General features: G+C 65.3%; 23 protein-coding genes. 11 read left to right on the plus strand and 12 right to left on the minus strand.

Annotation, left to right across the window (positions count from 1 at the left end; all coding sequences use genetic code 11):
• Window positions 1-20: 20 nt before the first annotated feature.
• Entirely contained in the window at window positions 21-626 is a 606-nt protein-coding gene (locus DN388_RS24910) for a CDP-alcohol phosphatidyltransferase family protein (protein WP_255002753.1), read from the minus strand.
• A 41-nt stretch (window positions 627-667) separates the two neighbouring features.
• Window positions 668-1606, minus strand: coding sequence for a LysR family transcriptional regulator (locus DN388_RS24915; protein ID WP_116052694.1), 939 nt, complete (start codon window positions 1604-1606; stop codon window positions 668-670).
• A 77-nt stretch (window positions 1607-1683) separates the two neighbouring features.
• Here DN388_RS24915 and DN388_RS24920 point away from each other — a divergent pair, with 77 nt between their 5' ends.
• Window positions 1684-2448, plus strand: coding sequence for a sulfite exporter TauE/SafE family protein (locus DN388_RS24920; protein WP_088513834.1), 765 nt, complete (start codon window positions 1684-1686; stop codon window positions 2446-2448).
• Here DN388_RS24920 and DN388_RS24925 read toward each other — a convergent pair.
• Window positions 2438-2752, minus strand: coding sequence for a putative quinol monooxygenase (locus DN388_RS24925; RefSeq protein ID WP_043860704.1), 315 nt, complete (start codon window positions 2750-2752; stop codon window positions 2438-2440). The two genes, DN388_RS24920 and DN388_RS24925, sit on opposite strands and share 11 nt — an antisense overlap.
• A 185-nt stretch (window positions 2753-2937) precedes the next feature.
• Between DN388_RS24925 and DN388_RS24930 the strand changes: the two genes are divergently transcribed.
• The 3 genes from DN388_RS24930 (at window position 2938) to ggt (ending at window position 6240) form a co-directional block, all read left to right on the plus strand.
• Window positions 2938-3528 (plus strand): NAD(P)H-dependent oxidoreductase, encoded by a 591-nt coding sequence (locus tag DN388_RS24930; protein WP_043860703.1) that lies wholly within the window; start codon window positions 2938-2940, stop codon window positions 3526-3528.
• Window positions 3529-3595: 67 nt separating this feature from the next.
• Entirely contained in the window at window positions 3596-4492 is an 897-nt protein-coding gene (locus tag DN388_RS24935; RefSeq protein ID WP_054916552.1) for a LysR family transcriptional regulator, read from the plus strand.
• An 80-nt stretch (window positions 4493-4572) separates the two neighbouring features.
• Window positions 4573-6240 carry a gamma-glutamyltransferase gene (gene ggt, locus DN388_RS24940; protein ID WP_043860701.1) on the plus strand — a complete coding sequence of 556 codons (1668 nt, stop codon included), beginning with the start codon at window positions 4573-4575 and terminating at the stop codon, window positions 6238-6240.
• Window positions 6241-6337: 97 nt separating this feature from the next.
• On the opposite strand, the gene DN388_RS24945 is transcribed toward ggt, so the two are convergent.
• Both DN388_RS24945 and DN388_RS24950 read right to left on the minus strand, forming a co-directional pair.
• Window positions 6338-8245: a methyl-accepting chemotaxis protein gene (locus tag DN388_RS24945; protein WP_043860700.1), complete on the minus strand. Its 1908-nt coding sequence runs from the start codon at window positions 8243-8245 to the stop codon at window positions 6338-6340.
• Window positions 8246-8440: 195 nt separating this feature from the next.
• Window positions 8441-9325, minus strand: a complete 885-nt coding sequence (locus tag DN388_RS24950; RefSeq protein ID WP_043860699.1) for a neutral zinc metallopeptidase — start codon at window positions 9323-9325, stop codon at window positions 8441-8443.
• A 193-nt stretch (window positions 9326-9518) separates the two neighbouring features.
• Between DN388_RS24950 and pcaH the strand changes: the two genes are divergently transcribed.
• On the plus strand, window positions 9519-10238 hold the full coding sequence (pcaH, locus tag DN388_RS24955) for a protocatechuate 3,4-dioxygenase subunit beta (protein WP_255002761.1): 720 nt from the start codon (window positions 9519-9521) through the stop codon (window positions 10236-10238).
• 11 nt (window positions 10239-10249) lie between these two features.
• Window positions 10250-10855, plus strand: a complete 606-nt coding sequence (gene pcaG, locus DN388_RS24960; RefSeq protein WP_043860697.1) for a protocatechuate 3,4-dioxygenase subunit alpha — start codon at window positions 10250-10252, stop codon at window positions 10853-10855.
• A 6-nt stretch (window positions 10856-10861) separates the two neighbouring features.
• Here pcaG and DN388_RS24965 read toward each other — a convergent pair whose 3' ends face one another.
• From DN388_RS24965 to DN388_RS24975, 3 genes are all read right to left on the minus strand, one after another.
• A complete protein-coding gene (locus DN388_RS24965) occupies window positions 10862-11332 on the minus strand; it encodes a hypothetical protein (protein WP_078481789.1) in 471 nt (156 codons plus the stop codon).
• Between the two features lie 100 nt (window positions 11333-11432).
• The gene (locus DN388_RS24970; protein WP_078481788.1) at window positions 11433-12344 is read right to left on the minus strand and encodes a LysR family transcriptional regulator; all 912 of its coding nucleotides are present in this window, start codon (window positions 12342-12344) and stop codon (window positions 11433-11435) included.
• 56 nt (window positions 12345-12400) lie between these two features.
• Window positions 12401-14119, minus strand: coding sequence for an FAD-dependent oxidoreductase (locus tag DN388_RS24975; protein ID WP_255002764.1), 1719 nt, complete (start codon window positions 14117-14119; stop codon window positions 12401-12403).
• A 170-nt stretch (window positions 14120-14289) separates the two neighbouring features.
• Between DN388_RS24975 and DN388_RS24980 the strand changes: the two genes are divergently transcribed.
• Together DN388_RS24980 and DN388_RS24985 are read left to right on the plus strand one after the other, a co-directional pair.
• Window positions 14290-15066, plus strand: coding sequence for an IclR family transcriptional regulator (locus DN388_RS24980; protein WP_043860693.1), 777 nt, complete (start codon window positions 14290-14292; stop codon window positions 15064-15066).
• A gap of 145 nt (window positions 15067-15211) precedes the next feature.
• On the plus strand, window positions 15212-16033 hold the full coding sequence (locus DN388_RS24985) for a sugar phosphate isomerase/epimerase (protein ID WP_054916557.1): 822 nt from the start codon (window positions 15212-15214) through the stop codon (window positions 16031-16033).
• A gap of 41 nt (window positions 16034-16074) precedes the next feature.
• On the opposite strand, the gene DN388_RS24990 is transcribed toward DN388_RS24985, so the two are convergent.
• Window positions 16075-17415, minus strand: a complete 1341-nt coding sequence (locus tag DN388_RS24990; RefSeq protein ID WP_043860691.1) for an MFS transporter — start codon at window positions 17413-17415, stop codon at window positions 16075-16077.
• 279 nt (window positions 17416-17694) lie between these two features.
• Here DN388_RS24990 and quiC point away from each other — a divergent pair, with 279 nt between their 5' ends.
• Window positions 17695-19602, plus strand: coding sequence for a 3-dehydroshikimate dehydratase QuiC (gene quiC / locus DN388_RS24995; RefSeq protein ID WP_255002768.1), 1908 nt, complete (start codon window positions 17695-17697; stop codon window positions 19600-19602).
• An 81-nt stretch (window positions 19603-19683) separates the two neighbouring features.
• Entirely contained in the window at window positions 19684-20352 is a 669-nt protein-coding gene (locus tag DN388_RS25000; protein ID WP_043860689.1) for a TetR/AcrR family transcriptional regulator, read from the plus strand.
• 75 nt (window positions 20353-20427) lie between these two features.
• Here the strand turns inward: DN388_RS25000 and DN388_RS25005 are convergent, their stop codons facing one another.
• On the minus strand, window positions 20428-21282 hold the full coding sequence (locus DN388_RS25005) for a shikimate dehydrogenase (protein WP_167400245.1): 855 nt from the start codon (window positions 21280-21282) through the stop codon (window positions 20428-20430).
• A gap of 174 nt (window positions 21283-21456) precedes the next feature.
• Between DN388_RS25005 and DN388_RS25010 the strand changes: the two genes are divergently transcribed.
• Window positions 21457-22623 (plus strand): alkaline phosphatase family protein, encoded by a 1167-nt coding sequence (locus DN388_RS25010; protein WP_088513889.1) that lies wholly within the window; start codon window positions 21457-21459, stop codon window positions 22621-22623.
• 108 nt (window positions 22624-22731) lie between these two features.
• Here the strand turns inward: DN388_RS25010 and trmA are convergent, their stop codons facing one another.
• Window positions 22732-23817 carry a tRNA (uridine(54)-C5)-methyltransferase TrmA gene (trmA, locus tag DN388_RS25015; RefSeq protein ID WP_043860686.1) on the minus strand — a complete coding sequence of 362 codons (1086 nt, stop codon included), beginning with the start codon at window positions 23815-23817 and terminating at the stop codon, window positions 22732-22734.
• Entirely contained in the window at window positions 23814-25109 is a 1296-nt protein-coding gene (locus tag DN388_RS25020; RefSeq protein ID WP_043860685.1) for an NCS2 family permease, read from the minus strand. The genes trmA and DN388_RS25020 overlap by 4 nt, the downstream gene beginning before the upstream one ends.
• Between the last annotated feature and the right edge of the window lie 75 nt (window positions 25110-25184).

Genomic DNA, 25184 nt, shown 5'->3' on the forward strand with positions numbered 1-25184 from the left:
CTTATCTGGCTCGGAGGGCTTCAGCGGGGTTGCGCCAGGCCTCGGCTCACCCGGTTGTAGAGGGTATGAAGCGACAGCAGCAGCACCACCAGCAACACGCCGTTGAGCCACGCTGCGCTCAGCAGGCCGGTGGCCACGCCGGCACCGAGCACACCGAACACGAAGGCACGGTCGCTCTTGCCCATCGGGCCGTCATAACGGCGTTCGGCGCCTACCAGGGGGCCCATCACCCCGGCGTATTCGCTCACCAGCGCGGCCAGCACCACGATCACCCCCAGCGCCGGCGACACGCCCGGCAGCAGGGCGAAGGGCAGGTACAGTGCGCTGTCGGCGACCACGTCGCACAGCTCGTTGAGGTAGGCACCCAGGCGTGACTGCTGGCCGAATTCCCGGGCGAGCATGCCGTCGATGGCATTGAGCGCCATGCGCAGCAGCATCCAGGCCGGCACCAGGGCGAACAGCCAGGTGATGTGCGGTACGGCGGCCAGCAGCAGGCCGAGCGCCACGCTGACCGCCGCGGCGGCGACCGTCACCTGGTTGGCAGTTATGCCGCGCTCGTACAGACGCTTGACCATAGGGCGCAGCAGCGCCTGGAAGCGCGGTTTCAACTGGTAGATCGACGGCACGGAAAACTCCCTTTACGGCTCGTAGGCACGGCATTGTCTTGTTACATAGCGGTGCGCGAAGGCGATTGTGGGTGGATTGTCCCTGCCGGGGCAATAGCGCCTGCCGACAAGCTTTGCAGAAGTGTGCGCGTGTGCCCGGGAAGCGCCGAAAAATTGCGGCTGCACAGGCGCAGCTGGCGTTGTGCCCAGGGTTCGTCCAGCGCCAGGCTGTGCAGCGCCAGTACCCCTTGCCAGCGTTGCACGGCAGCCTGCGGCACGATGCCCAGGCCTGCGCCATGGGCCACCATGCGGATCACCCCGTCGAAGCCTTCGGCACGTACCCGCACCTGCAGCCGGCGCCCCAGGTGCAGGGCCTGTTCCTCCAGGTACAGGGCCAGGGCGCTGTCTGCCTGCAGGCCGACATGGCCATGTTCAAGGGTGTCGGCAAAGCGCAGGTGCGGGTGGCTGGCCAGCGGGTGATCCGGCGCCATGATCAGCACCAGCGGGTCGTCGCGAAACGCCACGCTCTGCAGGTGCTCGCTGGCCACGGCATTGGAGATGATGCCCAGGTCGGCCTCGCCCTGGGTGATCGCCTGCACGATACGCAGGCTGGGCAATTCGACCACGTCCACGTCGATGGCCGGGTGGTGGGCCAGAAACGTCGCCAGCAGTTCGGGCAGGTACTCGGTCAGCGCCGCGGTGTTGCACAGCAGCCGCACCTGGCCCTGCAACCCCTGGGCATACTGGCCCAGGTCGAATTGCAGCCGCTGCACCTGCTGGCCGATCTGGCGCGCATGGTTGACCAGGGCCTGGCCGGCGGCCGTGGGGTGCACGCCGCGCCGGTTGCGCTGCAGCAGCGGTACGCCCAGCGAGCTTTCCATGGCGCGAATGCGCGCGCTGGCCGCCGGCAGCGACAGGTGGCTGCGCTGGGCGCCGGCGGTGATGTTGCCGCACTCCACGGTGTGCAGAAACAGTCGTAGGTCAATCAGATCGAAATGCATGAGCCTCTGCCTGGGCAATAGTCTGGCTCAGTATATGGCAACTGTTCAGGGGCGTGCGGGCAGGGCAGCATGGGCCCATGACGACTTTATTCGGCTTCTATCAGGCTATCGGCCCGGCGCTGTCGCTGCTGGTTGTGCTTACCTTCGTGCTGGCAGGCACGGTCAAGGGCGTGATCGGCCTGGGCCTGCCCACCGTAGCCATGGGGTTGCTGGGTCTGGCTATGTCACCGGCGCAGGCTGCCGCGCTGCTGATCGTGCCGTCGACGGTCACCAACCTTTGGCAGCTGGCGGCGGGTGGCCACTTGCGTGCGTTGCTGCGCAGGCTCTGGCCGATGCAACTGATGATCTTCATCGGCACCTTGCTGGGCAGTGTCTGGCTGGGCATCGACAGTGGCGCGTGGGCGGCGCACGCATTGGGCGTGGCGTTGCTGGTGTATGCACTGTACGGCCTGTGCCACCCAGGCCTGCACCTGGCCCCCCGCCACGAGCGCTGGCTGGGCCCGCTGTGCGGGTTGGTGACGGGCATCATCACCGCCGCCACCGGGGTGTTCGTGATACCGGCCGTACCGTACCTGCAGGCCCTGGGCCTGCACCGTGAACAGATGGTGCAGGCGCTGGGCCTGTCATTCACCGTCTCGACCCTGGCGCTGGCCGTGGGCCTTGCCGGGCAGGGCGCACTGGGCGGCGAGGCGCTGGGGGCCTCGCTGGTGGTGCTGATACCGGCATTGCTGGGCATGTGGCTGGGCCAGTGCCTGCGTCAGCGCATCAGTGCCGTGCTGTTCAAACGCTGCTTTTTCATCGGCCTGGCGCTGCTGGGCGCCCATCTGGCGCTCAACGGCTAGCCGAGGACGGGCTGAGCATCTCGATCAACTGGATGTCGAAGTCACGCTCAAGGTATTCCATGCGCCGCTCGGCAAACTGCTGCATGTGCGGCAGCGCCGAATGCACATCCAGTGCGGCCTTGCTGGCCCAGATTTCGTAGAACACGAACAGGCTTGGGTCCTGCCGGTCGCGCAGCATGTGGTACTCGATGCAGCCGGGCTCGGCACGGCTGGGTTCTACATAGCTGCGAAACAGCGCCTCGAACTCCTCGGCCTTTTCGGGGCGGGTCTTGGCTTTGAGGATGAAACCGTAGGGTTCGCTCATGGGGAGGCTCCTGTAAAAAGTGAGCCAATCTTATTTCAATAATAAGCGCTGAATTCGTGCTTTTTGGTCAAAAGCGTTTTGCCCGCGCGAGGGTATTTGCGCTGCGCTGAACTGATTAATCTGCCGCCATCACATTCACCGGGCCGCCCTTCTGTTGGCTGCCCCGAACACACATGAGGCAGATGATGAAGAAGATCCTGTTGCTCAACGGCGGCAAGCAGTTCGCCCACTCCGATGGCCGCCTGAACGAGACCCTGCACGAGGCCGCGCTGGCGTTTCTCGACCGCGCCGGTTTCGACGTCAAGAGCACCTACATCGATGGCGGCTACGACGTTGCCGAAGAAGTGCAGAAGTACCTCTGGGCCGACGTGGTCATCTACCAGATGCCCGGTTGGTGGATGGGCGCGCCGTGGACCGTCAAGCAGTACCTGGACGAAGTGTTCACCGCCGGCCACGGCAGCCTCTACGCCAGCGACGGGCGCACCCGCTCCGATGCGTCGAGCAAGTACGGCAGCGGCGGCCTGATCCAGGGCAAGCAGTACATGCTGTCGCTGACCTGGAACGCACCGCAGGAAGCGTTCGACGATCCGGCGCAGTTTTTCGAAGGCAAGGGCGTGGACGCGGTGTACTTCCCGTTCCACAAGGCCAACCAGTTCCTGGGCATGAGCGGTCTGCCGACCTACCTGGCCACCGACGTGATGAAGAACCCCAACGTCGAGGCTGCCGTGGCCGGCTACGAGCAGCACCTGGCCCGGGTTTTCCACACTGGCGCCTGATGAAGGGTTGCGCGGGCAACGCCAAGCGGCTATCTATCACGGCTGAACGCCACACCAGGGAACAGCCGTGAAAGCCAGGTCCGATGAATTGCAGATGTTCGTCTCGGTCATCGAGTGCGGCTCTATTTCCGCCGCCGCCGAACAGGGCGGGCAGACCCCGTCGGCCATCAGCCGCAGCCTGTCGCGGCTGGAGGCCAAGCTGGGCACCACGCTGATCAACCGCACCACGCGGCGCATGGACCTCACCGAAGAGGGGCGGTTTTTCTTCGAGCGTGCCAAGGCCATCCTGCAACAGATGGACGAACTCGAAGAGCGTCTGAGCCTGCACCGCCAGACCCCGTCCGGGCGCCTGCGCATCAATGCGGCGGCGCCGTTCATGCTGCATGCCATCGTGCCCTGGGTGGGGGAGTTCCGCCAGCTGTACCCGGATATCCAGCTGGAGCTCAACACCGACGACCTGATCATCGACCTGCTCGAACAGAGCACCGATATCGCCATCCGCATCGGCGAGCTGGCCGACTCCAGCCTGCACGCCCGCTCGCTGGGGTGCAGCCCGCTGCATGTGCTGGCCAGCCCCGCGTACCTTGCGCGGCGCGGTACGCCACGGCATGTGGAGGAACTGGCCGGGCATTCGCTGCTGGGCTTCACCCAGACCGAAACCCTCAATCACTGGCCGCTGCGCCACACCGAAGGCGACCGCCTGGCGATCCGCCCCGACCTGTGCGCCTCCAGCGGCGAAACCCTGCGCCACCTGGCGCTGGCCGGCGAAGGCATCGCCTGCCTGTCGCACTTCATGACCCACGAAGACCTCCAGGCCGGCCGCCTGCAACTGGTGCTGGCCGAGGCCAACAGCGGCTATCGCCAGCCGATCAACGCGGTGTACTACCGCAACTCGCAACTGGCCCTGCGTATCCAGTGCTTTCTGGATTTCATCCAGCACAAGCTGTCGATCTACGCCTGCTGAAAACCGCAGGCGGCATTTGAAAAATCCCTGGGCATGCGCCTTAATGGTTGTTCGATAAAAACAACACCAAGGAAACCCGCATGCGCACTCTGATGTTTCGAACGCTGACCTTGAGCGCTGCGATCGTCGCCAGCTCATCAGCCTATGCCGTGACGCTGGACGGCGGCGCGGTGGCCGCGCCCGATCAATATGGTGCACAGGTCGCCGCCGACATCCTCAAGAAGGGCGGCAACGCAGTGGACGCCGCGGTGGCCACTGCCTTCACCCTGGCCGTTACCTACCCCGAGGCCGGCAACATCGGCGGCGGCGGTTTCATGACCCTGTACATGGATGGCAAACCCTACTTCCTCGACTACCGTGAAGTGGCGCCCAAGGCGGCCAGCCGCAACATGTACCTGGACGACAAAGGCGAGATCATCGAGAACCTCAGCCTGGTGGGCGCCCGGGCCGCCGGGGTGCCGGGCACGGTGATGGGCCTGTGGGAGGCGCACCAGAAGTTCGGCAAGCTGCCCTGGGCCGAGCTGCTGACCCCGGCGGTGGGCTACGCGAAGAACGGCTTCAAGATCGCCGCCAAGCAGTACCAGTACCGCGAAGATGCCCAGGGGCTGTTCAAGGACAGCACCAACTTCAACGACTATTTCGGCAGCATGAAGGTGGGCGAGACCTTCAGGCAGCCCGAGCTGGCGCAGACCCTGGAGCGCATTGCCGACAAGGGTGTGAGCGAGTTCTACCAGGGCAAGACCGCCGACCTGCTGGTGGCGCAGATGCAGGCCGACAAGGGCCTGGTCAGCAAGGAAGACCTCAAGGACTACAAGGCCGTGTGGCGTGAGCCGATGGGCATCGAATGGCGTGGCAACGTGGTCTACACCGCGCCGCTGCCCAGCTCGGGCGGCATCGCGCTGGCGCAGTTGCTGGGCATAAAGGAAAACCGCGCAGCCGACTTCAAGGGTGTCGAGCTGAACTCGGCACGCTACATCCACCTGCTTTCGGAAATCGAGAAGCGTGTGTTCGCCGACCGTGCCGACTACCTGGGCGACCCGGCGTTTTCCAAGGTGCCGGTGGCGCAGCTGATTGCCAAGGACTACCTGGCCAAGCGCGCGCAAGAGGTCAACCCGACCGCCATCTCCGACACCGCCAAGGTGCGCCCGGGGCTGGAGCCGCACCAGACCACGCACTTCTCCATCGTCGACAAGCAGGGCAACGCGGTCAGCAACACCTACACCCTGAACTGGGACTACGGCAGCGGCGTGGTGGTGAAGGGCGCGGGCTTCCTGCTCAATGACGAGATGGACGACTTCAGTGCCAAGCCGGGTGTGGCGAACGCCTTCGGTGTGGTCGGTGGCGATGCCAATGCCATCGAGCCGGGCAAGCGCATGCTGTCGTCGATGGCCCCGAGCCTGGTGACCCGCGATGGCAAGGTCACGCTGGTGCTGGGTACGCCGGGTGGCTCGCGGATCTTCACCTCGATCTTCCAGGTGCTCAACAACCTGTACGACTACAACCTGCCGCTGGAGAAGGCGGTGGCGGCGCAGCGTGTGCATCACCAGTTGCTGCCCAAGGACACTATCTACTACGACGCCTATGCGCCGCTCGATGGCAAGGTGGCCGAGGAACTGAAGAAGATGGGCTACACCCTGGAGGACCAGGGCTGGGAGATGGGCGATATCCAGGCGATCCGGGTGACGGGTTCGGCGCTGGAAACCGCGTCTGACCCGCGTGGACGCGGGGTGGGGCAGGTCGTCAAGTAAGGGCTGACAGCATCGCGGGCCAAGTCCGCTCCCACAAGGTTTCGCTGAACCTGGTGGGAGCGGGCTTGACCCGCGATGGTTACGCCGTCCGATGCGGTCAGACGCGGAAGTGGCTGACCAGCATCTGCAACTGATTGCCCAGGCGCGCCAGCTCGACGCTGGATGCCGCCGTCTCCTGGCTCGCCGCCGCCGTCTGCTCCGACACATCACGCACGTTCAGGATGCTGCGGCTGATCTCTTCGGCCACCGCGCTCTGCTGCTCGGCCGCCGCAGCGATCTGCTGGTTCATCGACTGGATGTTAGACACCACGCGGGTGATGTTCTCCAGCGAGGCACCCGCCTTGCGCGTCAGCTCCACGCTGCTGTCGGTCAGGCTGCGGCTGCCATGCATCACGTTGGCCACCTGCTGGGTGCCGCTTTGCAGGCCCGCCACCAGCACCTCGATTTCCTCGGTGGACTTCTGGGTGCGCTGCGCCAGGCCGCGCACTTCATCGGCCACCACGGCAAAACCACGCCCGGCTTCACCCGCCCGTGCCGCTTCGATCGCGGCGTTGAGCGCCAGCAGGTTGGTCTGTTCGGCCACCGACTTGATCACGTCCATCACGCTGCCGATCTTCTGGCTTTCCTGCTGCAACTGGCCCATGGCCTCGGTGGAACGGTTGACCTCGACCGCCAGGCGCTCGATCTGCGCGATGGCCTGGGCCACCACCTGGTCACCGGCGCGGGCCTGGCCGTCGGCGTCGGTGGCGGCCTCGGACGCCTGCTCGGCATTGCGCGCCACTTCCTGCACGGTGGCCGCCATTTCGTGCATGGCGGTGGCCACCTGGTCGGTCTCGACCTTCTGGCTGTTGACCCCGGCGTTGGTCTGCTCGGTGACCGCCGACAGCTCTTCGGCCGCACTGGCGATCTGGGTCACGCCGTCACGGATGCCGCCGATCAGGTCGCGCAGGGTTTCGCCCATGCGCTGGATGCCTTGTTGCAGCACGCCCAGTTCGTCACGGCGGGTGACGCGCAGGGTGTGGGTCAGGTCGCCGGTGGCGATCTTCTCGACCACTTCCAGGGTTTCGCGCAGCGGGCGGGTGATCTGGCGGGTGATGATGATCGCCGCCAGCACGCCGAACAGCAGCGCCGCCAGGGTGCTTGCCAGTTGCCAGGTACGCGCCTGGGCACTTTCGAGGTCGCGACGTTGCAGCTGGATGGCGTACAGCTCATCGCTCAGGCGCACGATGTCGTAGCCCTGGGTGGTCATTTCCTTGCGCGCCTCGCCGATCGCCGTGTTGGCGGCCTTGAAGCTGCGCACCGCTTCGGCGTAGTGCAGGGTGGCGGCCTCGAGCGGTCGGGCACGAGCATCGGTGGCGGCCAGCTGGCGGGTTTCGGCCAGGGTGGCGTCGAGCTGGCGGGCGGCGACCTGTTCGGTTTCCGGGGTGAGGTCGGCGATGTAGCCGCGCACCTCGAAGCGGGCCAGCAGCAGGTGCTGGCGTACGGTGGTCAGGCGCTTGAGATGTTCCAGGCGCTCGCTGTCACTCTGGCCAGAGGACAGGCTGTCGGCCAGCAGGGTTTCCATCAGGGCACCGGCCTCATTGGCGGTAACGCCCATGCTGCGGCGCGCTTCGCCACCCTGCTTGTAGGCGCTGCGCATCTTGGCCAGGGACACCTCGTAGGCGGCGACCACCTGCGCCTGTTCGCGCAGCAGCTTGACGTTCTCCGGGCTCTTGAAGGTGTTCAGCAGGTTCTGCTGGCGGGCCTTGAAGGTATCCAGCTTGGCCTGGACATTCTGCGCGAGCTTGTCGTCACCGTCGGCAATCATGTACTGCAGGCGGGCGATGCGCAGTTCGGTGAGCTCGTTGTTGAGCTGGGTGATGTCGCTCATCCAGTTGCTGCGGTCGATCAGACCGCCCAGGCTGGTCCAGCCGGTCAGGGCCAACAGGCCGGTCAGCAGCAGCACCAGGCCGAAGCCCAGGGCGAGTTTCAGGTTGACGCTGATATTGGCAAACCAGCTGTTCATGCGATCCCTCCAGGATTCTGTGCGCTCTTTGATCTAAATCGCTGGAGGTTGTTTTTCTTGGAGGCCAGCTGACGTGAGCTGCCTTTATCGGCGGGATGTTGCAGAGCTGAAACGCTTTTTCTCCAATTCCGACGAAAACCATCAACAAAATGTTTAGGGTGTTTGCGCGAGGCCGCAAACACCCCATTACAGGCGTCAGAGTCTGCTGGCGCCAAAGGTGTCGCACTGGTTGAGGTCGCCCTTGGCGAAGCCGGTCTTGAACCAGCGCACGCGCTGCGCGGAAGTGCCGTGGGTGAACGAGTCGGGCACCACGCGGCCCTTGCTCTGCTGCTGCAGGCGGTCATCGCCGATCGCGTTGGCGGCGTTCAGGGCCTCTTCGATATCGCCCGGCTCCAGCCAGTTATGGCGTTGCTGTGCCTGGTAGGCCCACACGCCTGCCAGGCAGTCGGCCTGCAGTTCCTGACGTACCAGCAGGCCGTTGTCGCCTTGCAGGCGCTGGCCGCTGCGACGGGCCTGGTCGATCCTGGCTGACACCCCCAGCAGGGTCTGCACATGGTGGCCGACCTCGTGGGCGATCACGTAGGCCTGGGCAAAGTCGCCCGCTGCCGCGAAGCGGGTTTCCATCTCCTTGAAGAAGCTCATGTCCAGGTACACCTGCTGGTCGGCCGGGCAATAGAACGGGCCGGTCGCCGACGAGGCAAAGCCACAGGCGGAGTTGACCTGACCGCTGAACAGCTTGAGGGTCGGGTCCTTGTACTGGCGCCCGGCCTGGGCAAACAGGGCGCGCCAGGTGTCTTCGGTGTCGCCCAGGATGCTGGCGACGAACTCGGCCTGTTCGTCGCCGGCCGGTGGTGCCTTGCGCTCGCCGGTGCTTGCCGGCGCGCTCTGTTCGCTCATCTGCCCGCTCAGCTGGCCAAGGATCTGCATCGGGTCCTGCCCGGTCAGCAGGCCGATCCCCACGATCAGTACCACCGCCGTCAGGCTCAGGCCCTTGCCGCCCAGGCGCATGCCACCACCACCGCCGCCTTCACCGCGAGCGTCGACCACGTTGTCGCTGCGCCTGCCTTTTCGCCAGAGCATGAGCGTTCTCCCAAGCTTGAAATATGAAGATAAAGATTAGTCCACCCGGCCCGGCGGCGTCAGCGCTTTGGACATAACCATACGGTTATGGGTTCAAGGATTCTTTTCAATGTTCGCCGGTGCATGCCTCGGCCACACTGCCCATCACTCCTGCCCGTACAGGCCTCCAAAAATCCAATAAGAGGAGAACGGCATGTCTGCACAAGACACCAGTCGTTTCGTTATCCGTGATCGGAACTGGCATCCGAAAGCCCTTACCCCCGACTACAAGACCTCCGTCGCGCGCTCGCCTCGCCAGGCGCTGGTGAGCATTCCACAGTCCGTCAGCGAAAGCACTGGGCCGGATTTCTCCCACCTGAAATTTGCCGAGCACGACAATGACCTGCTGCTGAACTTCAACCACGGCGGCCTGCCCATCGGCGAGCGCATCATTGTGGCCGGGCGCGTGTGCGACCAGTACGGCAAGCCGATCCCGCACACCCTGGTCGAAATGTGGCAGGCCAATGCCGGCGGCCGCTATCGCCACAAGAACGATCGCTATCTGGCGCCGCTGGACCCCAACTTCGGGGGTGTGGGGCGCGCGCTGACCGACAGAGAGGGCTACTACAGTTTCCGTACCATCAAGCCGGGCCCGTACCCGTGGCGCAACGGCCCCAACGACTGGCGCCCGGCGCATATCCACGTGTCGATCAGCGGCCCGTCGATTGCCACGCGTCTGATCACCCAGCTGTACTTCGAAGGCGACCCGCTGATTTCGATGTGCCCGATCGTCAAGTCGATCGCCAACCCGGACGCGGTACAGAGCCTGATCGCCCGGCTCGACATGGCCAATGCCAACCCCATGGACTGCCTGGCCTACCGCTTCGACATCGTTCTGCGCGGCCAGCGCAAGACCCACTTCGAAAACCGCTGAGGAGCCCCGCCATGCCTATCGAACTGCTGCCGGAAACCCCATCGCAGACCGCCGGCCCCTACGTGCACATCGGCCTGGCCCTGGAAGCGGCCGGCAACCCGACCCGTGACCAGGAAATCTGGAACCGCATGGCGCGCAGCGATGCGCCCGGCGAGCACATCCTGTTGATCGGTCACGTCTACGACGGCAACGGCCACCTGGTGCGCGACTCGTTCCTCGAGTTCTGGCAGGCCGACGCGGCCGGGCAGTACCACAGCGAATTCAACCTGGAACAACCGTTCAACAGCTTCGGACGCACCGCCACCACCTTCGATGCCGGTGAATGGACGCTGCAGACGGTCAAGCCCGGTGTGGTCGCCAATGCCGCCGGCGTGCCGATGGCACCGCATATCAATGTCAGCCTGTTCGCCCGCGGCATCAACATCCATCTGCACACGCGGCTGTACTTCGACGACGAGGGCCAGGCCAATGCCAAGTGCCCGGTGCTCAACCTGATCGAACAGCCACAACGCCGCGAGACCTTGGTCGCGCGGCGCTGCGAAGTGGATGGCAAGCTGGCCTACCGTTTCGATATCCGCATCCAGGGTGAAGGCGAAACGGTGTTCTTCGATTTCTGAGGCCGCCTAGCGGGGCACCGGGTTCAGGTCGAAGTGGTTGCGCTGGTACTGGAACAGCAGGCAAGGCTCCTTCTTGGCGGTCATCTTGCAACCGCTCTCATGTTCCAGCCCGGCCGGCAACTGGTAGTACGAACCGGCCGGGTACTCGGTCTCGACCAGCTTGCCGTTCTTGTCCTTGATGCGGGCGTAGAACACGCCGCTCATCACCACGGTCGGCAACGTCTCGGTGTGGGTGTGGTAGCCATTGTCCACACCGGGACGGAAACTGACGAAGGCCTCGTAGGCGCCATTGCCCAGGATGTCGCCCTGCACGTTGGCGTAGGTGACGTTGTTGTTGGTGCCCGGTACCACTTTCCAGGTCAGCGCATTTTTCGGCAGGGAGATGAGTGGGGCGGTGCAGTAGCAGACCGCAGCCACGGCGGTAGTGGCGCAAGCTGCCAGCAGCAAGCCGGCGGCGGTAACTCGAAGTGCTTTCATGGTTGAAACCCTCTGATGAACAATCGAAAGAAGGTTAATCAAACAACGAACGCACAAATACGGCAGAAGCAGCCCAGAACCTGTGTGCTTCTTGCACAGATCACATCTTGATTTCCCATCGTGGTTCAGCGTAGTACGCCCGCGCATACTCGACCAATGCCCGAACCTTGGGCGCCAGATAGCGGCTTTGGGGGAACATCGCGTACACGTGCCGGGAGGGCTGCTGCCATTCGGGCAGCACCTGTACCAGGCGCCCGTCGAGCAGGGCGTCATGCACGATGAAGCGGTCGAAGCTGGCGATACCCAGGCCGGCAATGGCCGCCGCACGCAACGCCATCGGCGAGTTGGCGCTCAGCCGGCTGGGCATTGCCACGTCCAGGCGCTGCCCGTCGGGCCCCTGCAGGCTCAGCCGTTGCGGCTGGGCCAGCCGGTTGTAGCCGAGCAACGCATGCTCGCCCAGGGTGTGCGGTTCGATGGGGGCCGGCCAGCGCTGCAGGTACGCGGGGGCGGCTACCAGCACGACTTCGCTGACGGCCAGTTGCCGGGCCACCAGGTTGGAGTCGGGCAGGTGGGTGGTCACCCGCAGGCACACATCGACCCCTTCTTCGAGCATGTCCACAAAGCGGTCGGTGCAGATGAGCTCCACCTGCAACTGGTCGAAGCGCTCGACGAAGTCCGGTAGCCAGCGCCCCAGCTCCAGTTCACCGAATGCCGTGGCCACGCTCAGGCGCAGGGTGCCTGTGGGTTGCTGCTGGTGTTCGGAAATCTCCAGGCTCATGGCTTCGAGCTGCTCCAGCACCTGCACGCAATGGCGGTAGCACAGTGCGCCGGCTTCGGTGACATGCAGTCGCCGCGTGGTGCGGCTGAGCAACTGGGTGCCGAGGTGGCGCTCCAGGTTCTTGACCTGGCGCGACAGCACGGTGTGCGATTGCCCGGTCAGGGCGGCAGCGGCGCTGAAACCACCACTCTCTACCACGCGGCGAAACGCCTGCATCGCGCTGATCTGGTCCATGGTCGGCTGGCTTTCATGAAGGAGTCGGGTCGCCAGTCTAGCAGCAGCCGGCGCGCCTACTCGTAGGCACTGACCCCGGCAATGTGCCGCCCGGCGATGTAGCCGAAGGTGGTCGCCGGCCCCAGATTGATCCCGCCCGCCGGGTAATGCCCGCCCATGATGCTGAGCATGTCGCTGCCGGCGGCATACAGGCCGGCAATTGGCTGCTGCTGTGCATCCAGTACCTGGGCGTGGGCATTGGTCCTGAGCCCGGCAAAGGTGCCGAAGCAGCCCGGCTCCACCTTCACCGCATAGAACGGCCCCTGCTCGATGGGCGCCACGCACGGGTTGGGCCGGTGCAGCGCATCGCCCTGCTTGCGGTTGTAAGGCGTGCTGCCACGGCCGAACTGCGGGTCTTCGCCGTGGCGCGCATGGCGGTTGTAGTCGCTGAGCGTGGTACTCAGGCCCTGGGGGTCGATGTCGCAGGCGATGGCCAGCGCCTCGATGCTGTCGCCGCACTTGAGGTAGCCGCTGCGAATGAAGGGCGCCACCGGCAGTGGGAAGGGCCGGGAGATGCCCAGGCCGTAGCGGCGCTGGAAGGCGTGGCTGCATATCAGCCACGAGGCCACCTGCTCGCCGGGCGCGCTGGCGACCATTGCGCTCACGTAGTCGTAGTAGCCGTTGGCTTCGTTGACGAAGCGCTTGCCGTTGGCCAGCACACCGATGATGCCGGGCTTGGCACGTTCGATGATGTGCGGGAAATGGCCGAAGCTGCCGTCCTTGTACGGCACTTTCGACACCGGGGCCCAGGCCACCGGGCTTGCCAGGTCGTCGACCACGTGTGCGCCCACGCTCTCGCCCAGGCGCAGGCCATCGCCGCTGGCGCCCAGCGGCGGCAAGGCCAGGTGCTCATGCCCGGTGGGGGTACGCGGGAACAGCGCCTTGCGCCGCTCGATATCGTTGGGGAAGCCGCCGGCTGCCAGCACCACGGCCTTGCGCGCATGAATGCTCACGTCGCCGTTGGCCGTCTGCACCACCGCCCCCGTCACCCGGCCAGCGTTGTGCAGCAGGCGCTGCGCCGGGGCCGATGCCCACAGCAGCACGCCGAGGTCTTCGGCCGACTTGGCCAGGCGCGCGATCAGGGCCACGCCGTTGACCAGCTGCATCGCCCGGCCGTAGCGTGCGAGGTCGAGCAGATGGCGTGCCAGGCGCTTGCCCACATGCAGCAGCGAGCGCCACGAACGGGTCAGGGTGAGAAAGGCGGTAAGGTCCTTGCCGGCCATGATCGGCATGCCCATGAATGAGGTTTCGCGCATCGTGCGGCGCAGCTGCCTGAGCAGCTTGCCGACCTTGCGCCCGTCATACGGGGCGGCGATCACCGAGCGCCCGCCCGTGCCGGCCCCGCGCGTGTCGCCGTGGATATCGGCAATGCCGTTGCCGTCGGCGAACTGCAGGGCGGTATGGCGTTCGAAGAACGACACCATGTGGGGCGCCGCCTCCAGGAACGCATCGATCATCGCCGGTTCGAAGCGTTCGCCCAGTTCGTGTTGCAGGTAGGTGCGCGGCAGCGAACGGTCCTCGACGATGCCGGCGCGCTGTGCCAGCGGGTTGCACGGTACCCACATCCAACCGCCGGACCAGGCCGTGGCGCCGCCGAACACCGGGTCCTTTTCGACCACGATGACCTTCTGCCCGTGAAAGGCGGCGGTCACCGCGGCGCTCAGGCCGGCAGCGCCGGAGCCGATGACCAGGACATCGCAGTCCACCGGGCGGGAGGTAGGGGTGTGGGCAGTCATGCTGGGTCCTCGCAGTGCGCGCAATTATTATTTTGGAACGAAGTTCCATATTCTATGATTGCATGTCGGCTGCCAAGGCCGTCGCATGCAAAGTTGGGCGAAGATCGAACAGTGGTTTGCGCTTTGCCCGGCGCTCTTTAGAATCGGCGAAATTTTCAGGGACCGTGACCATGGCCGGCAGTCAGATCGAACGTGCTTTCAGCCTTCTCGAAAGCCTCACCAGCGAGCCGCGCGGGCTGCCGATGCAGACCCTGGCCGAGCAGCTGGACATCCCCAAGAGCGCGACCCATCGCATGCTCGCCGAGCTCATGCGCCTGGGCTACGTGCGCCAGAATCCGGAAAACAGCCGGTACCTGCTGAGCACCAAGCTGGTGGGCATGGGCTTTCGCTACCTGGCCCAGAGCGGTGCCGACATCGTCCAGCCGATTCTCGACCAGTTGGCCGCGCAGACCGGCGAGCTGGTGCGGCTGGGGATCATCGACGGCGAGCGCCAGGTGTGGATCGCCAAGGCCCAGGGCGCCCGCTCCGGCCTGCGCTACGACCCGGACATGGGGCGTGAGGCGCCGCTGTTCTACAGCGCCTCGGGGCATGCCTGGCTGGCCAGCCTGAGCGATGCCCAGGCGTTGCTGCTGGTGGAGCGCCAGGGCGTGGGCCGGCGCGAGGACTTCGGGCCGAACGCGCCGGCTTCCAATGCCCAACTGCTGGAACGCCTGCGCATGGCGCGGGAACTGGGCTATGCGTGGGTGGTGGAGAGTTCGGCGCTGGGTACGTCGGCGTTGGCGGCGGTGGTACGTCACCCGCAGGATGGGCATGTGGTCGGGGTGTTGAGCGTGGCCGGACCGACCGCGCGCCTGAACGAGGCGCGCCTGCACGAGCTGGCGCCGGCGTTGCTGGCGGCGGCGGCCGAGCTGTCGGCGGCCAGCCCGGCGTCGGAGCTGTTTGTCTAGACGCTTCGCTGGCAAGCCAGCGAAGCGGCCCTCAGGTAAACCAAGGCAGTTTTGTGGAGCGCAAAGCTGTTTTTTTTGTACTTGCATTGAAATTGGAACTAAGTTCTAAATAATGCAAATACAACAACGCACCCGAGACTCCTCCATGAACCCACGTGTCATGTCCCTGGCCGCCCTCACTGTCCTTGAGCTGTCCCCACCCCGGATGGTCGAAGTCGCCGCCCGGGCCGGCTACAGCCATGTCGGCCTGCGCCTCGAGCCGGCCACCCCCGAAGAACACCACTTCCCGCTGGCAAGCGACGCCGGCCTGCGCCGGCAGACAGCCGAGCGCCTGCGCGACACCGGCATCCGGGTGCTCGATGTGGAGATTCTGCGGCTCAAGCCCGACACTCTGGTCGCCAACTTTGAGGCCCTGCTCGCGGTGGGCGCCGACTTCGGTGCAAGCGAGCTGCTGGTTGCCGGCAACGACCCGGATGAACAGCGCCTGACCGACAACTTCGCGGCGCTGTGCGACCTGGCCGCGCCGTATGGCCTGCACCCGCACCTGGAGTTCATGCCGTGGACCGATGCCAAGGACCTGACCCAGGCCACCCGCATCGTCGAAAACGCCGGGCGCGCCAACGGCTGCGTGCTGGTCGATGCCTTCCACTTCGATCGCTCGGCGTCGCGCCTGGAAGACCTGCGCCGCCTGCCGGCCTCGCGCATCCGCTACGCGCAACTGTGCGACGTGGCGGGCCCGCGCCCCGACGACATGGCCGAGATCCTGCGTCAGGCGCGTAACGAGCGACGTTTTCCGGGGGATGGGGAGTGCGACCTGAACGGGTTGCTGCACAGCTTGCCGGCCGACCTGCCGCTGAGCCTGGAGATCCCCACGCGCCAGTTGCTGGAGCAGGGGGTGAGTGCGCTGCAGCGCGCGCAGTGGGCGCTGGAGAAGGCCCGCAAGGTAATGAACGCCGGCTCCCTGTAGGAGCCAGCGTTGCTGGCGAAGGGCTGCATTGCAGCCCGGGCTTACGCCTCGACTGTCGGGATCCTGCGCGGTGCCATGAAATACATCCACAGCAGCGCGATGAAATACATCGCCGGAATCATGGTGAACAGCACGGTGTAGTTGTTGTTGGTGCTGGTCAGCACATGCCCTACGATCTGGGTCATGAACATCCCCCCGGTGGCCGCGCACATGCCGCCAAAGCCGAACACGGTGCTCATCATGTGCTTGGGCGTGTAGTCCATCACCAGGCTCCAGATGTTGGCGGTCCAGGCCTGGTGCGCGGCAATCGCCAGGGAGATGGCCAGTACCGCCACCCACAGGCTGCTGGCGCCTGCGGCGAAGATCACCCCGACGATGGTGGTGGCGAACAGCAGCATCGACAGCAGCCGCGCCTTCACCGGCGCCATGCCGCGACCGATCATGAACGAGGACAGGATCCCGCCACCCACGCTGCCGAAGTCGGCACTGAGGTAGATCACGATCAGCGGGATGCCCATCTGCGTGACGCTGATGCCCAGGTTGTACTGCTGGTTCAGAAACGGCGGCAGCCAGTACAGGTAGAACCAGAACACCGGCGCGGTGATCGAGTAGGCCAGGGCAAAGGCCCAGGTGCCACGCATGCGCAGGATACGGGTGAACGGCACGGCCGCCTGTTCAGGCTCGACCTCGCTCTGGATGTACGCCAGTTCCGCCTTGCTCACGCTCGGGTGGTTTTCCGGGTTGAAGTACTTCAGGCCCCAGAACGTGGCCCACACCAGGCCCAGCGCGCCCATGGCCATGAACGCCGCCTGCCAGCCCCACACAGTGAGGATCAGCGGCAGCAGCATCGGGGTGAACATGGCGCCGACGTTGGTGCCGGCGTTGAAGATGCCGGTGGCCACCGCCCGCTCGCCCGCCGGGAACCACAGCCGGGTGGTCTTCACGCAGGCCGGGTAGTTGGCCGCTTCGGTCAGGCCGAGGATGAAGCGACAGACCATGAAGCCCACCGCCGAGGTGGCCAGGCCGTGGGCGCCAGTGGCCAGGCTCCACAGCAGCACCGCGCAGAAGAACACGCGCTTGACGCCGATGCGGTCGATCAGCCGGCCCTGCAGCACGAAGCCGATGGCGTAGCCCACCTGGAACCAGAAGTTGATGTTGGCGTAGTCCATCGCCGTCCAGCTCATTTCCTTGGCCAGGATCGGCTGCATCACGCCCAGTGCGGCGCGGTCGATGTAGTTCAGGGTGGTGGCGAAGAATACCAGCGCCAGCATCACCCAGCGGGTCTTGCCGACGCCCATGGCGCCACGGATCTTGTCGCCGATGCCGGCGTGCGGGGTACTGGCCGATGGCTGGGCCAGGGGAGTGCTTTGGCTGTGGATCATGTGGTGATTACCCGTATTTTTATGTTTATGGGTCAAGCCAGGATGACACGCGGTACACCAGTCGACTACGGCAGGTTCGTCGGTGCTTTTGGCAAGATGCTCGTCTGCCCGGTGGTAAGAAATGGTGCGCATTGGTCAAAAAAGGGTCAATTGATCTGGGCGGGTACTGGGCGATAATCGCACACAAAACTAACCAGTTCGTACCTTTTGATTGAGCTAGGATAAACCCCGGCCAATAATTCGTGCAGCTGGGCACTGCCTGCCCGTTGGAGCCTGAAGATGCAGCGTTCGATTGCCACCGTGTCCCTGAGCGGCACCTTGCCGGAAAAACTCGAAGCCATTGCCGCCGCCGGATTCGACGGCGTGGAGATCTTCGAAAACGACCTTCTCTACTACGACGGCAGCCCCCGCGAGATCCGCCAGCGCTGCACCGACCTGGGGCTGGACATCACCCTTTTCCAGCCGTTTCGCGATTTCGAGGGCTGCCCGCGCGGGCGCCTGGCGCGTAACCTGGAGCGCGCCGAGCGCAAGTTCGAACTGATGCAGGAACTGGGCACCGACCTGGTGCTGGTGTGCAGCAACGTGTCGGCCGACGCGCTGGGCGGCCAGCAACTGCTGATCGACGACCTGAGCCTGCTGGCCGAGCGGGCCGCCGCCCACGGTGTGCGCATCGGCTACGAGGCGCTGGCCTGGGGGCGGCACGTGAACACCTGGCAGCAGGTGTGGGACATCGTGCGCCAGGCCGATCACGCCAACCTGGGCATGATCCTCGACAGCTTCCACACCCTGTCGCTCAAGGGCGACCCCAGCGCCATCGCGCAGGTGCCGGGGGACAAGATCTTCTTCGTGCAGATGGCCGATGCGCCGATCCTGGCCATGGATGTGCTGGAGTGGAGCCGGCATTTTCGCTGCTTCCCGGGGCAGGGCGAGTTCGACCTGCCGGGGTTTCTGGCGCCGATTCTGCAGGCCGGCTATCGCGGGCCGCTGTCGCTGGAGATCTTCAACGACGGTTTTCGTGCCGCGCCGCCACGGGCCAATGCCGCCGACGGCCTGCGTTCGCTGCTGTACCTGGAGGAAAAGACCCGTCAGTTGCTCGAACGCACCGCACCGCTGGCCGACCCTGAGCTGCTGTTCGCGCCGCCGCCGGCCAGCAGCTGCGATGGCATCGAGTTTCTCGAGTTTGCGGTCGACGACGCCTCGGGCGCCAAGCTGGGCAACTGGCTCGAAGGCCTGGGCTTTGCCCGTGCCGGCAAGCATCGTTCGAAGAATGTGAGCCTGCTGCGCCAGGGCGAGATCAACCTGATCCTCAACGCCGAGCCCTATTCGTTCGCGCACAACTTCTTCGAAAGCCACGGCCCGTCGCTGTGCGCCACGGCGATCCGGGTCAGGCACAGCGCCCAGGCGCTGGCCCGGGCGGTGGCCTATCACGGCCAGCCCTATCGTGGCCTGGTGGGGCCCAACGAACGTGAGCTGGCAGCGGTACGCGCCCCCGACGGCAGCCTGATCTACCTGGTGGACCAGGGCGCGGACGGACGCACCATCTACGACACCGACTTCAGCCTCAGCGAGCAACCGGCCCATGGCCTGGGCCTGACCCGCATCGACCACATGGCACTGGCCCTGCCGGCCGACAGCCTGGACAGCTGGGTGCTGTTCTACAAAAGCCTGCTCGACTTCAGCGCCGATGACGAGGTGGTGCTTCCCGATCCCTATGGCCTGGTCAAGAGCCGCGCCCTGCGCAGCCAGTGCAGTTCGATCCGGCTGCCGTTGAACATCTCCGAAAACCGCAACACTGCGATTGCCCACGCGCTGTCCAACTACCGCGGCTCGGGCGTGCATCACATCGCCTTCGACTGCCAGGACATCTTCGCCGCCGTCAAGCGCGCCAAGGAAGCCGGCGTGGCGCTGCTCGATATCCCGCTCAACTACTACGACGACCTGGCGGCCCGGTTCGACTTCGACGATCAGTTCCTGAGCGAGCTGGCCTACTACAACGTGCTGTACGACCGTGATGCCCAGGGCGGCGAGCTGTTCCACGTATACACCGAGCCGTTCGAGGAGCGCTTCTTCTTCGAGGTGCTGCAGCGGCGCAATGGCTACAGCGGTTACGGCGCGGCCAACGTCGCGGTGCGCCTGGCAGCGATGGCCAAGGCGCGCAGCGGCGGGCTGCGGCATGCCAAGCTGTAACGTGTCAGCGCCCGTCAGGCTTTCTTCTGGCGCACCCCGGGGCCATAATCGCGCGGTTAACCGACTGGTCAAGAGCCCCGTATGACGACAACTCCAGCACCCTTGGCGGCACCTGCCGAGGCGCCGCGCAAGAGCCGCAAGAACAATCCTGAGAAAACCCGCGAGAACATTCTGCAGGCGGCCATCAGCGAGTTCGTGCAGCAAGGCCTGGCCGGTGCCCGGGTCGATGCGATCGCCGAGCGCACCCAGACCTCCAAGCGCATGATCTACTACTACTTCAACAGCAAGGAGCAGCTGTATGTGGAGGTGCTGGAGAAGCTTTACGGCGATATCCGCAGCACCGAAAGCAACCTGCACCTGGCTGAACTGGAGCCGCGCCAGGGCATTCGCCGGCTGATCGAATTCACCTTCGATCACCATGATCGCAATGTCGACTTCGTGCGTATCGTGTGCAACGAAAACATGCACCACGGCGAGTACGTCAAGCAGTCGGCCGCGATCCGCTCGATGAACAAGACGGTGCTCACCGCGCTGGACGAGATACTCCAGCGCGGGGCTGCCGAGGGGGTGTTCCGCCAGGGCCTGACGGCGCTGGACGTACACCTGCTGATCAGTTCGTTCTGCTTCTATCGCGTGTCCAACCGGCACACCTTTGGCGAGATCTTCCAGGTGGATTTCGAGGACAAGGCGCTCAAGGACAAGCACCGCGAGATGATCTGCGAGTCGGTGCTGCGCTACCTGCAGGCGTGATGCCGGGGAGCCTCCAGTCGCCGGCAGGGCCGGCACCTATGGGTTGACCACCCTGTACAGGTGCCGGCTAAGCGTTCAATCCCCCAGGCTGTTGAAGTGCCCGATCATGCGCTGTGCATCCGGCACCACGCCGCTGAACAGCTCGAAGGCCTTCACCGCCTGAAACACCGCCATGTTGGCCCCGTTGAGCGTGCGGCATCCCAGTGCCCGCGCCTCGCGCAGCAATTGGGTCTCCAGCGGGAAGTACACGATCTCGGCCACCCACATTTCGGCGCGCAGCAGCGCCCTGGGCACCGGCATGCCCGGCAGCTTGGCCATGCCCATGGGGGTGGTGTTGACCAGCCCGCAGGCCTGGCCCATGGCCGCTTGCAGGTCATGCCCGCAGCGTGCCGGGCTGCCCTCGAAATGCTGGTTGAGGTTGTCTGCCAGTGCCTGGGCCCGGGCGGGCTCCACATCGAAGAGCGTCAGCTGGGCCACCCCTTCGCTGAGCAGCGCATGGGCCACCGCGGCACCCGCACCGCCTGCCCCCATCTGCACCACATGACGACGTGAAACATCACCCAGGCCACGCCTGAAGCCCTCGGCAAACCCCAGGCAGTCGGTGTTGTGGCCGATGCGTCGACCGTCCTTGAGCACCACGGTGTTCACCGCGCCGATACCGCGCGCCTCGGGCGACAGCTCGTCGAGCAGGGGCACGATCGCCTGCTTGCACGGGAAGGTGATGTTGAGCCCGGTAAAGCCCATGTACTCGGCCGCGGTCAGCAGTTCTTCGAGGGCGCTGCTGTCCAGCTTCAGCTGGTCCAGGTCGATCAGCCGGTACAGGTAGTTGATGCCCTGGGCGGCGCCTTCGTGCTCGTGCAGGGCCGGGGTACGCGAGGCCTGGATGCCGGCGCCGATCAGGCCGGCGAGAATGCCGGAAGGGGAGGCCAAACTCATCGGTAAAACTCCATTGTTGTTCTTGGCAGGGGGAGGGAGCGTCACGACTAAAATGTACTGACTGGTTAATAGGGTCAATCGGGGCGGGCCGTGCATTGATCGTTTCTGTTCGCTGATCGAACAAGCTGTGCTAAACCTGTTGTTTTGCACGGCACCACGGAGGGCGACATGGCGGCGCAGTTCGAAGAGATGCGGGACGTTCACGACACCTGGCCGGGCCTGGCCAGCCTGACCCAGTCTGTTTTCGCCGGGTTGGGCGCCAGGGGCTTCAGGAATCCGTTCCGGCTCGAGCGCTCTACAGCCACCTGCCTGCTGTTGATCGATGGCTTGGGCTGGAACCTGCTCAAGGCGCACGCCGAGCATGCACCGTTCCTGGCCGCGCTGATGCAGCCCGACAGCCATTTCAAGGTCGGCTTCCCGGCCACCACTGCCGCCAGCCTGGCCGCCGTGACCTCCGGCATGGGCAGCGGTGCGCATGGCATCGTGGGCTGCGATTTCGCCCTGGATGCACATTCGGTGTTCTCGCCGCTGTCATGGACCACTGCGGCCGCGCAGACGGGCAGCGTGCCGACCGCGGCGCCTGTCGCGGCCTCCTTCATCGTGCCGCAGACCGCCTGGGAAGACGCGGCCGCCCAGGGCGTACAGATCAGCACGGTCATGCTCGGGCGCTTTGCCGACTCGGACTTCACCCGTGCCATCTACAAGGCCGGCGGCATCCTTGCCGCGCCGGCCTACGATGCCTATCCCGAGCTGGTGCGTAGCGCACTGGAGGTGGAGGCGCCAGCCTTTTGCTTTGCCTATTTCGGTGACCTGGACTTTGCCGGGCACCTGTATGGGCCGGGCTCGCCCGACTGGTGCAGGCAACTGGAGATTGCCGATCAGCTGGCCCGCGACATTGCCGGGCGCCTGCCGCGCTCGGCGCGCATGCTCGTGATTGCCGACCACGGCATGCTCGACCTGGACCGCGCCCAGGTGCATGACTTCGATACCGACAGTGCCTTGCAGGACGGGGTGCGGGCGATGGCCGGGGACATCCGGGCGCGCTACCTGTACACCCACGAGCATCAGCAGGACCGCGTGCACGAGCGCTGGCAGAACCGCCTGGGGGATGAATACCGGGTGTTGAGCAAGGCCCAGGCGATTGGCGCGGGGTTGTTCGGGGACGTGATGCTGAGCCAGGCCGAGGGGCGTATCGGGGACCTGATCGTGGTTCCGACCGGGGCCGGCGGGATCATTCGCAGCGTGGAGGAGAAGCACCCCAGCCAGTGGCGCGGGCACCATGGGGCGTTGACGGACGCGGACCAGGTGGTGCCGCTGTTGATGTACTCAGATTAGGGCCATCGCGGGTCAAGCCCGCTCCCACAGGTACCCCACTGCCCTTCAGAGCCGTGACATTCCTGTGTGAGCGGGCTTGACCCGCGATAGAACACCGCCGATCCGGGCCTAGCGCCGAACCAGCAGCACCCCGCTTTCCATATGGTGCGTATACGGGAACTGGTCAAACAGCGCACACCGCTCGATACGGTGCGTATCGCTCAACTGCTCGATGTTCGCCGCCAGTGTCTCGGGGTTGCACGAGATGTACAGGATGTTATCGAAGCGCCGGGTCAGCTCGCAGGTGTCCGGGTCCATGCCCGCGCGCGGCGGGTCGACGAACACGCTGCCAAAGGCATAGCTTTTCAGGTCGATGCCTTCCAGGCGCCGGAACGGCCGCACCTCGTTCAGGGCCTCGGTCAGCTCTTCGGCCGACAGGCGCACCAGGCGCACGTTATCCACGCCGTTGTCGTCCAGGTTGTGCAGCGCGGCGTTGACCGAGGTCTTGCTGATCTCGGTGGCCAGCACCTTGCGCACCCGCGTGGCCAGCGGCAGGGTGAAGTTGCCGTTGCCGCAGTACAGCTCCAGCAGGTCGTCCTCGCGCTCGCCCAGGGCCTCGTAGGCCCAGTTGAGCATCTTCTGGTTCACCGTGCCGTTGGGCTGGGTGAACGCGCCTTCTGGCTGGCGATAGCGGAAAGTGCGCCCGCCCACGGCCAGCTCTTCAACCGCATAGTCACGGCCGATCACCACGCGCTTGCCCTTGGAGCGCCCGATGATGCTCACGCCCAGGTCGGTCGCCAGTTGCCGGGCAGCGGCTTCCCAATGCTCGTCCAGTGGACGGTGGTAGCACAGGGTGATCATCGCGTCGCCCGCCAGGGTGGTCAGGAACTCCACCTGGAACAGTTTGAAGCTCAGCGCCGAACTGGCCTGCCACGCCGCCTTGAGCTGCGGCATCAACTGGTTGATGCGCTGGCTGGCGATGGGGAAGTCGTCGATCAGGATCGCCTGGTGCTTTTCACCCGGGGCGAACATCGCGTAGTGACGCTGCTCGTTCTCGCGCCACAGGCGAAACTCGGCGCGCAGGCGGTAATGCTCGCGCGGCGAGTCGAACACCGCCGGCTCCGGTGCGCCGAATGGCGCCAGCAGTGCGCGCAGGCGCTCGACCTTGGCCTCAAGCTGCGCGGTGTAGGTAGTCGGGTCGTAGACGGAACTCATGCGGCGTACCAGCCCAGCTTGATCACGAACAGGATGGAGAGCACCACCAGCGCCGAGTTCAGTTCATGCCGGCGGCCCGAGATCAGCTTGATCACGGTCCAGGAGATGAAGCCGAAGGCGATGCCGTTGGCAATCGAATAGGTCAGCGGCATGGCCAGCGCGGTGACCACCACCGGGGCGGCCTCGGTCACGTCGTCCCAGTTGATTTCCGCCAGGCCCGAGGCCATCAGCACGGCGACGAACAGCAGTGCAGGCGCGGTTGCGAAGGCCGGCACGCTGCCGGCCAGCGGGGCGAAGAACAGTGCCAGCAGGAACAGCCCAGCCACCACGATGGCGGTCAGCCCGGTGCGTCCGCCGGCACTCACGCCGGCCGCCGATTCGATATAGCTGGTGGTGGTCGAGGTGCCCAGCAGCGAGCCGGCCATGGCCGCGGTGCTGTCGGCGATCAGGGCGCGGCCCATCTTCGGCATGTGGCCGTCTTTGCCCATCAGCCCGGCGCGCTTGGCCACGCCGATCAGGGTGCCGGAGTTGTCGAACAAGTCGACGAACAGGAAGGCGAAGATCACGCTGATCAGGCCGACATCCAGTGCGCCCTTGATGTCCAGCTGCAGGAAGGTCGGGGCCAGCGAGGGCGGCATCGACACGATGCCGTTGAACGGGGTGTAGCCCAGGCCGATGGAGGCGACGGTGACCGCCAGGATGCCGATCAGCACGGCGCCGCGTACCTTCATCGCCTCGAGCGCGACGATCAGGAAGAAGCCCAGGGTGGCCAGTACCGGTGCCGGGTTGCGCAGGTCGCCCAGGCCCACCAGGGTGGCCGGGTTGTCGACCACGATGCCGGCGTTGTGCAGGGCGATCAGCGCCAGGAACAGGCCGATGCCGGCGGCAATTGCCGAACGCAGCGGCAGCGGAATGCTGTTGACGATCCATTCGCGGATGCGAAAGATCGACAGCAGGAAGAACAGCACTGCCGAAATGAATACCGCCCCCAGTGCCACCTGCCAGGTGTGGCCCATGTGCAGCACCACGGTGTAGGTGAAGAAGGCGTTCAGGCCCATGCCCGGCGCCAGCGCGATCGGGTAGTTGGCGATCAGCCCCATCACCGCCGAACCGATGGCGGCAGCCAGGCACGTGGCGACGAAGATCGCGCCCTTGTCCATGCCGGTCTCGCCGAGGATGCTCGGGTTGACGAACAGGATGTAGGCCATGGCCAGGAAGGTGGTGACCCCCGCCAGGATTTCGGTGCGCACGTTGGTATTGTGCGCTTTCAGTTGAAACAGCCTTTCCAGCATGCCAGCTCCCCGTGGCGCACTGCGGCGCCTTGAATGTTCGACCCCATCAGCAAAGCACAGACTGTACCGGACACG

The sequence above is a fragment of the Pseudomonas sp. S12(2018) genome (assembly GCF_024355235.1).
Classification (GTDB): domain Bacteria; phylum Pseudomonadota; class Gammaproteobacteria; order Pseudomonadales; family Pseudomonadaceae; genus Aquipseudomonas; species Aquipseudomonas palmensis.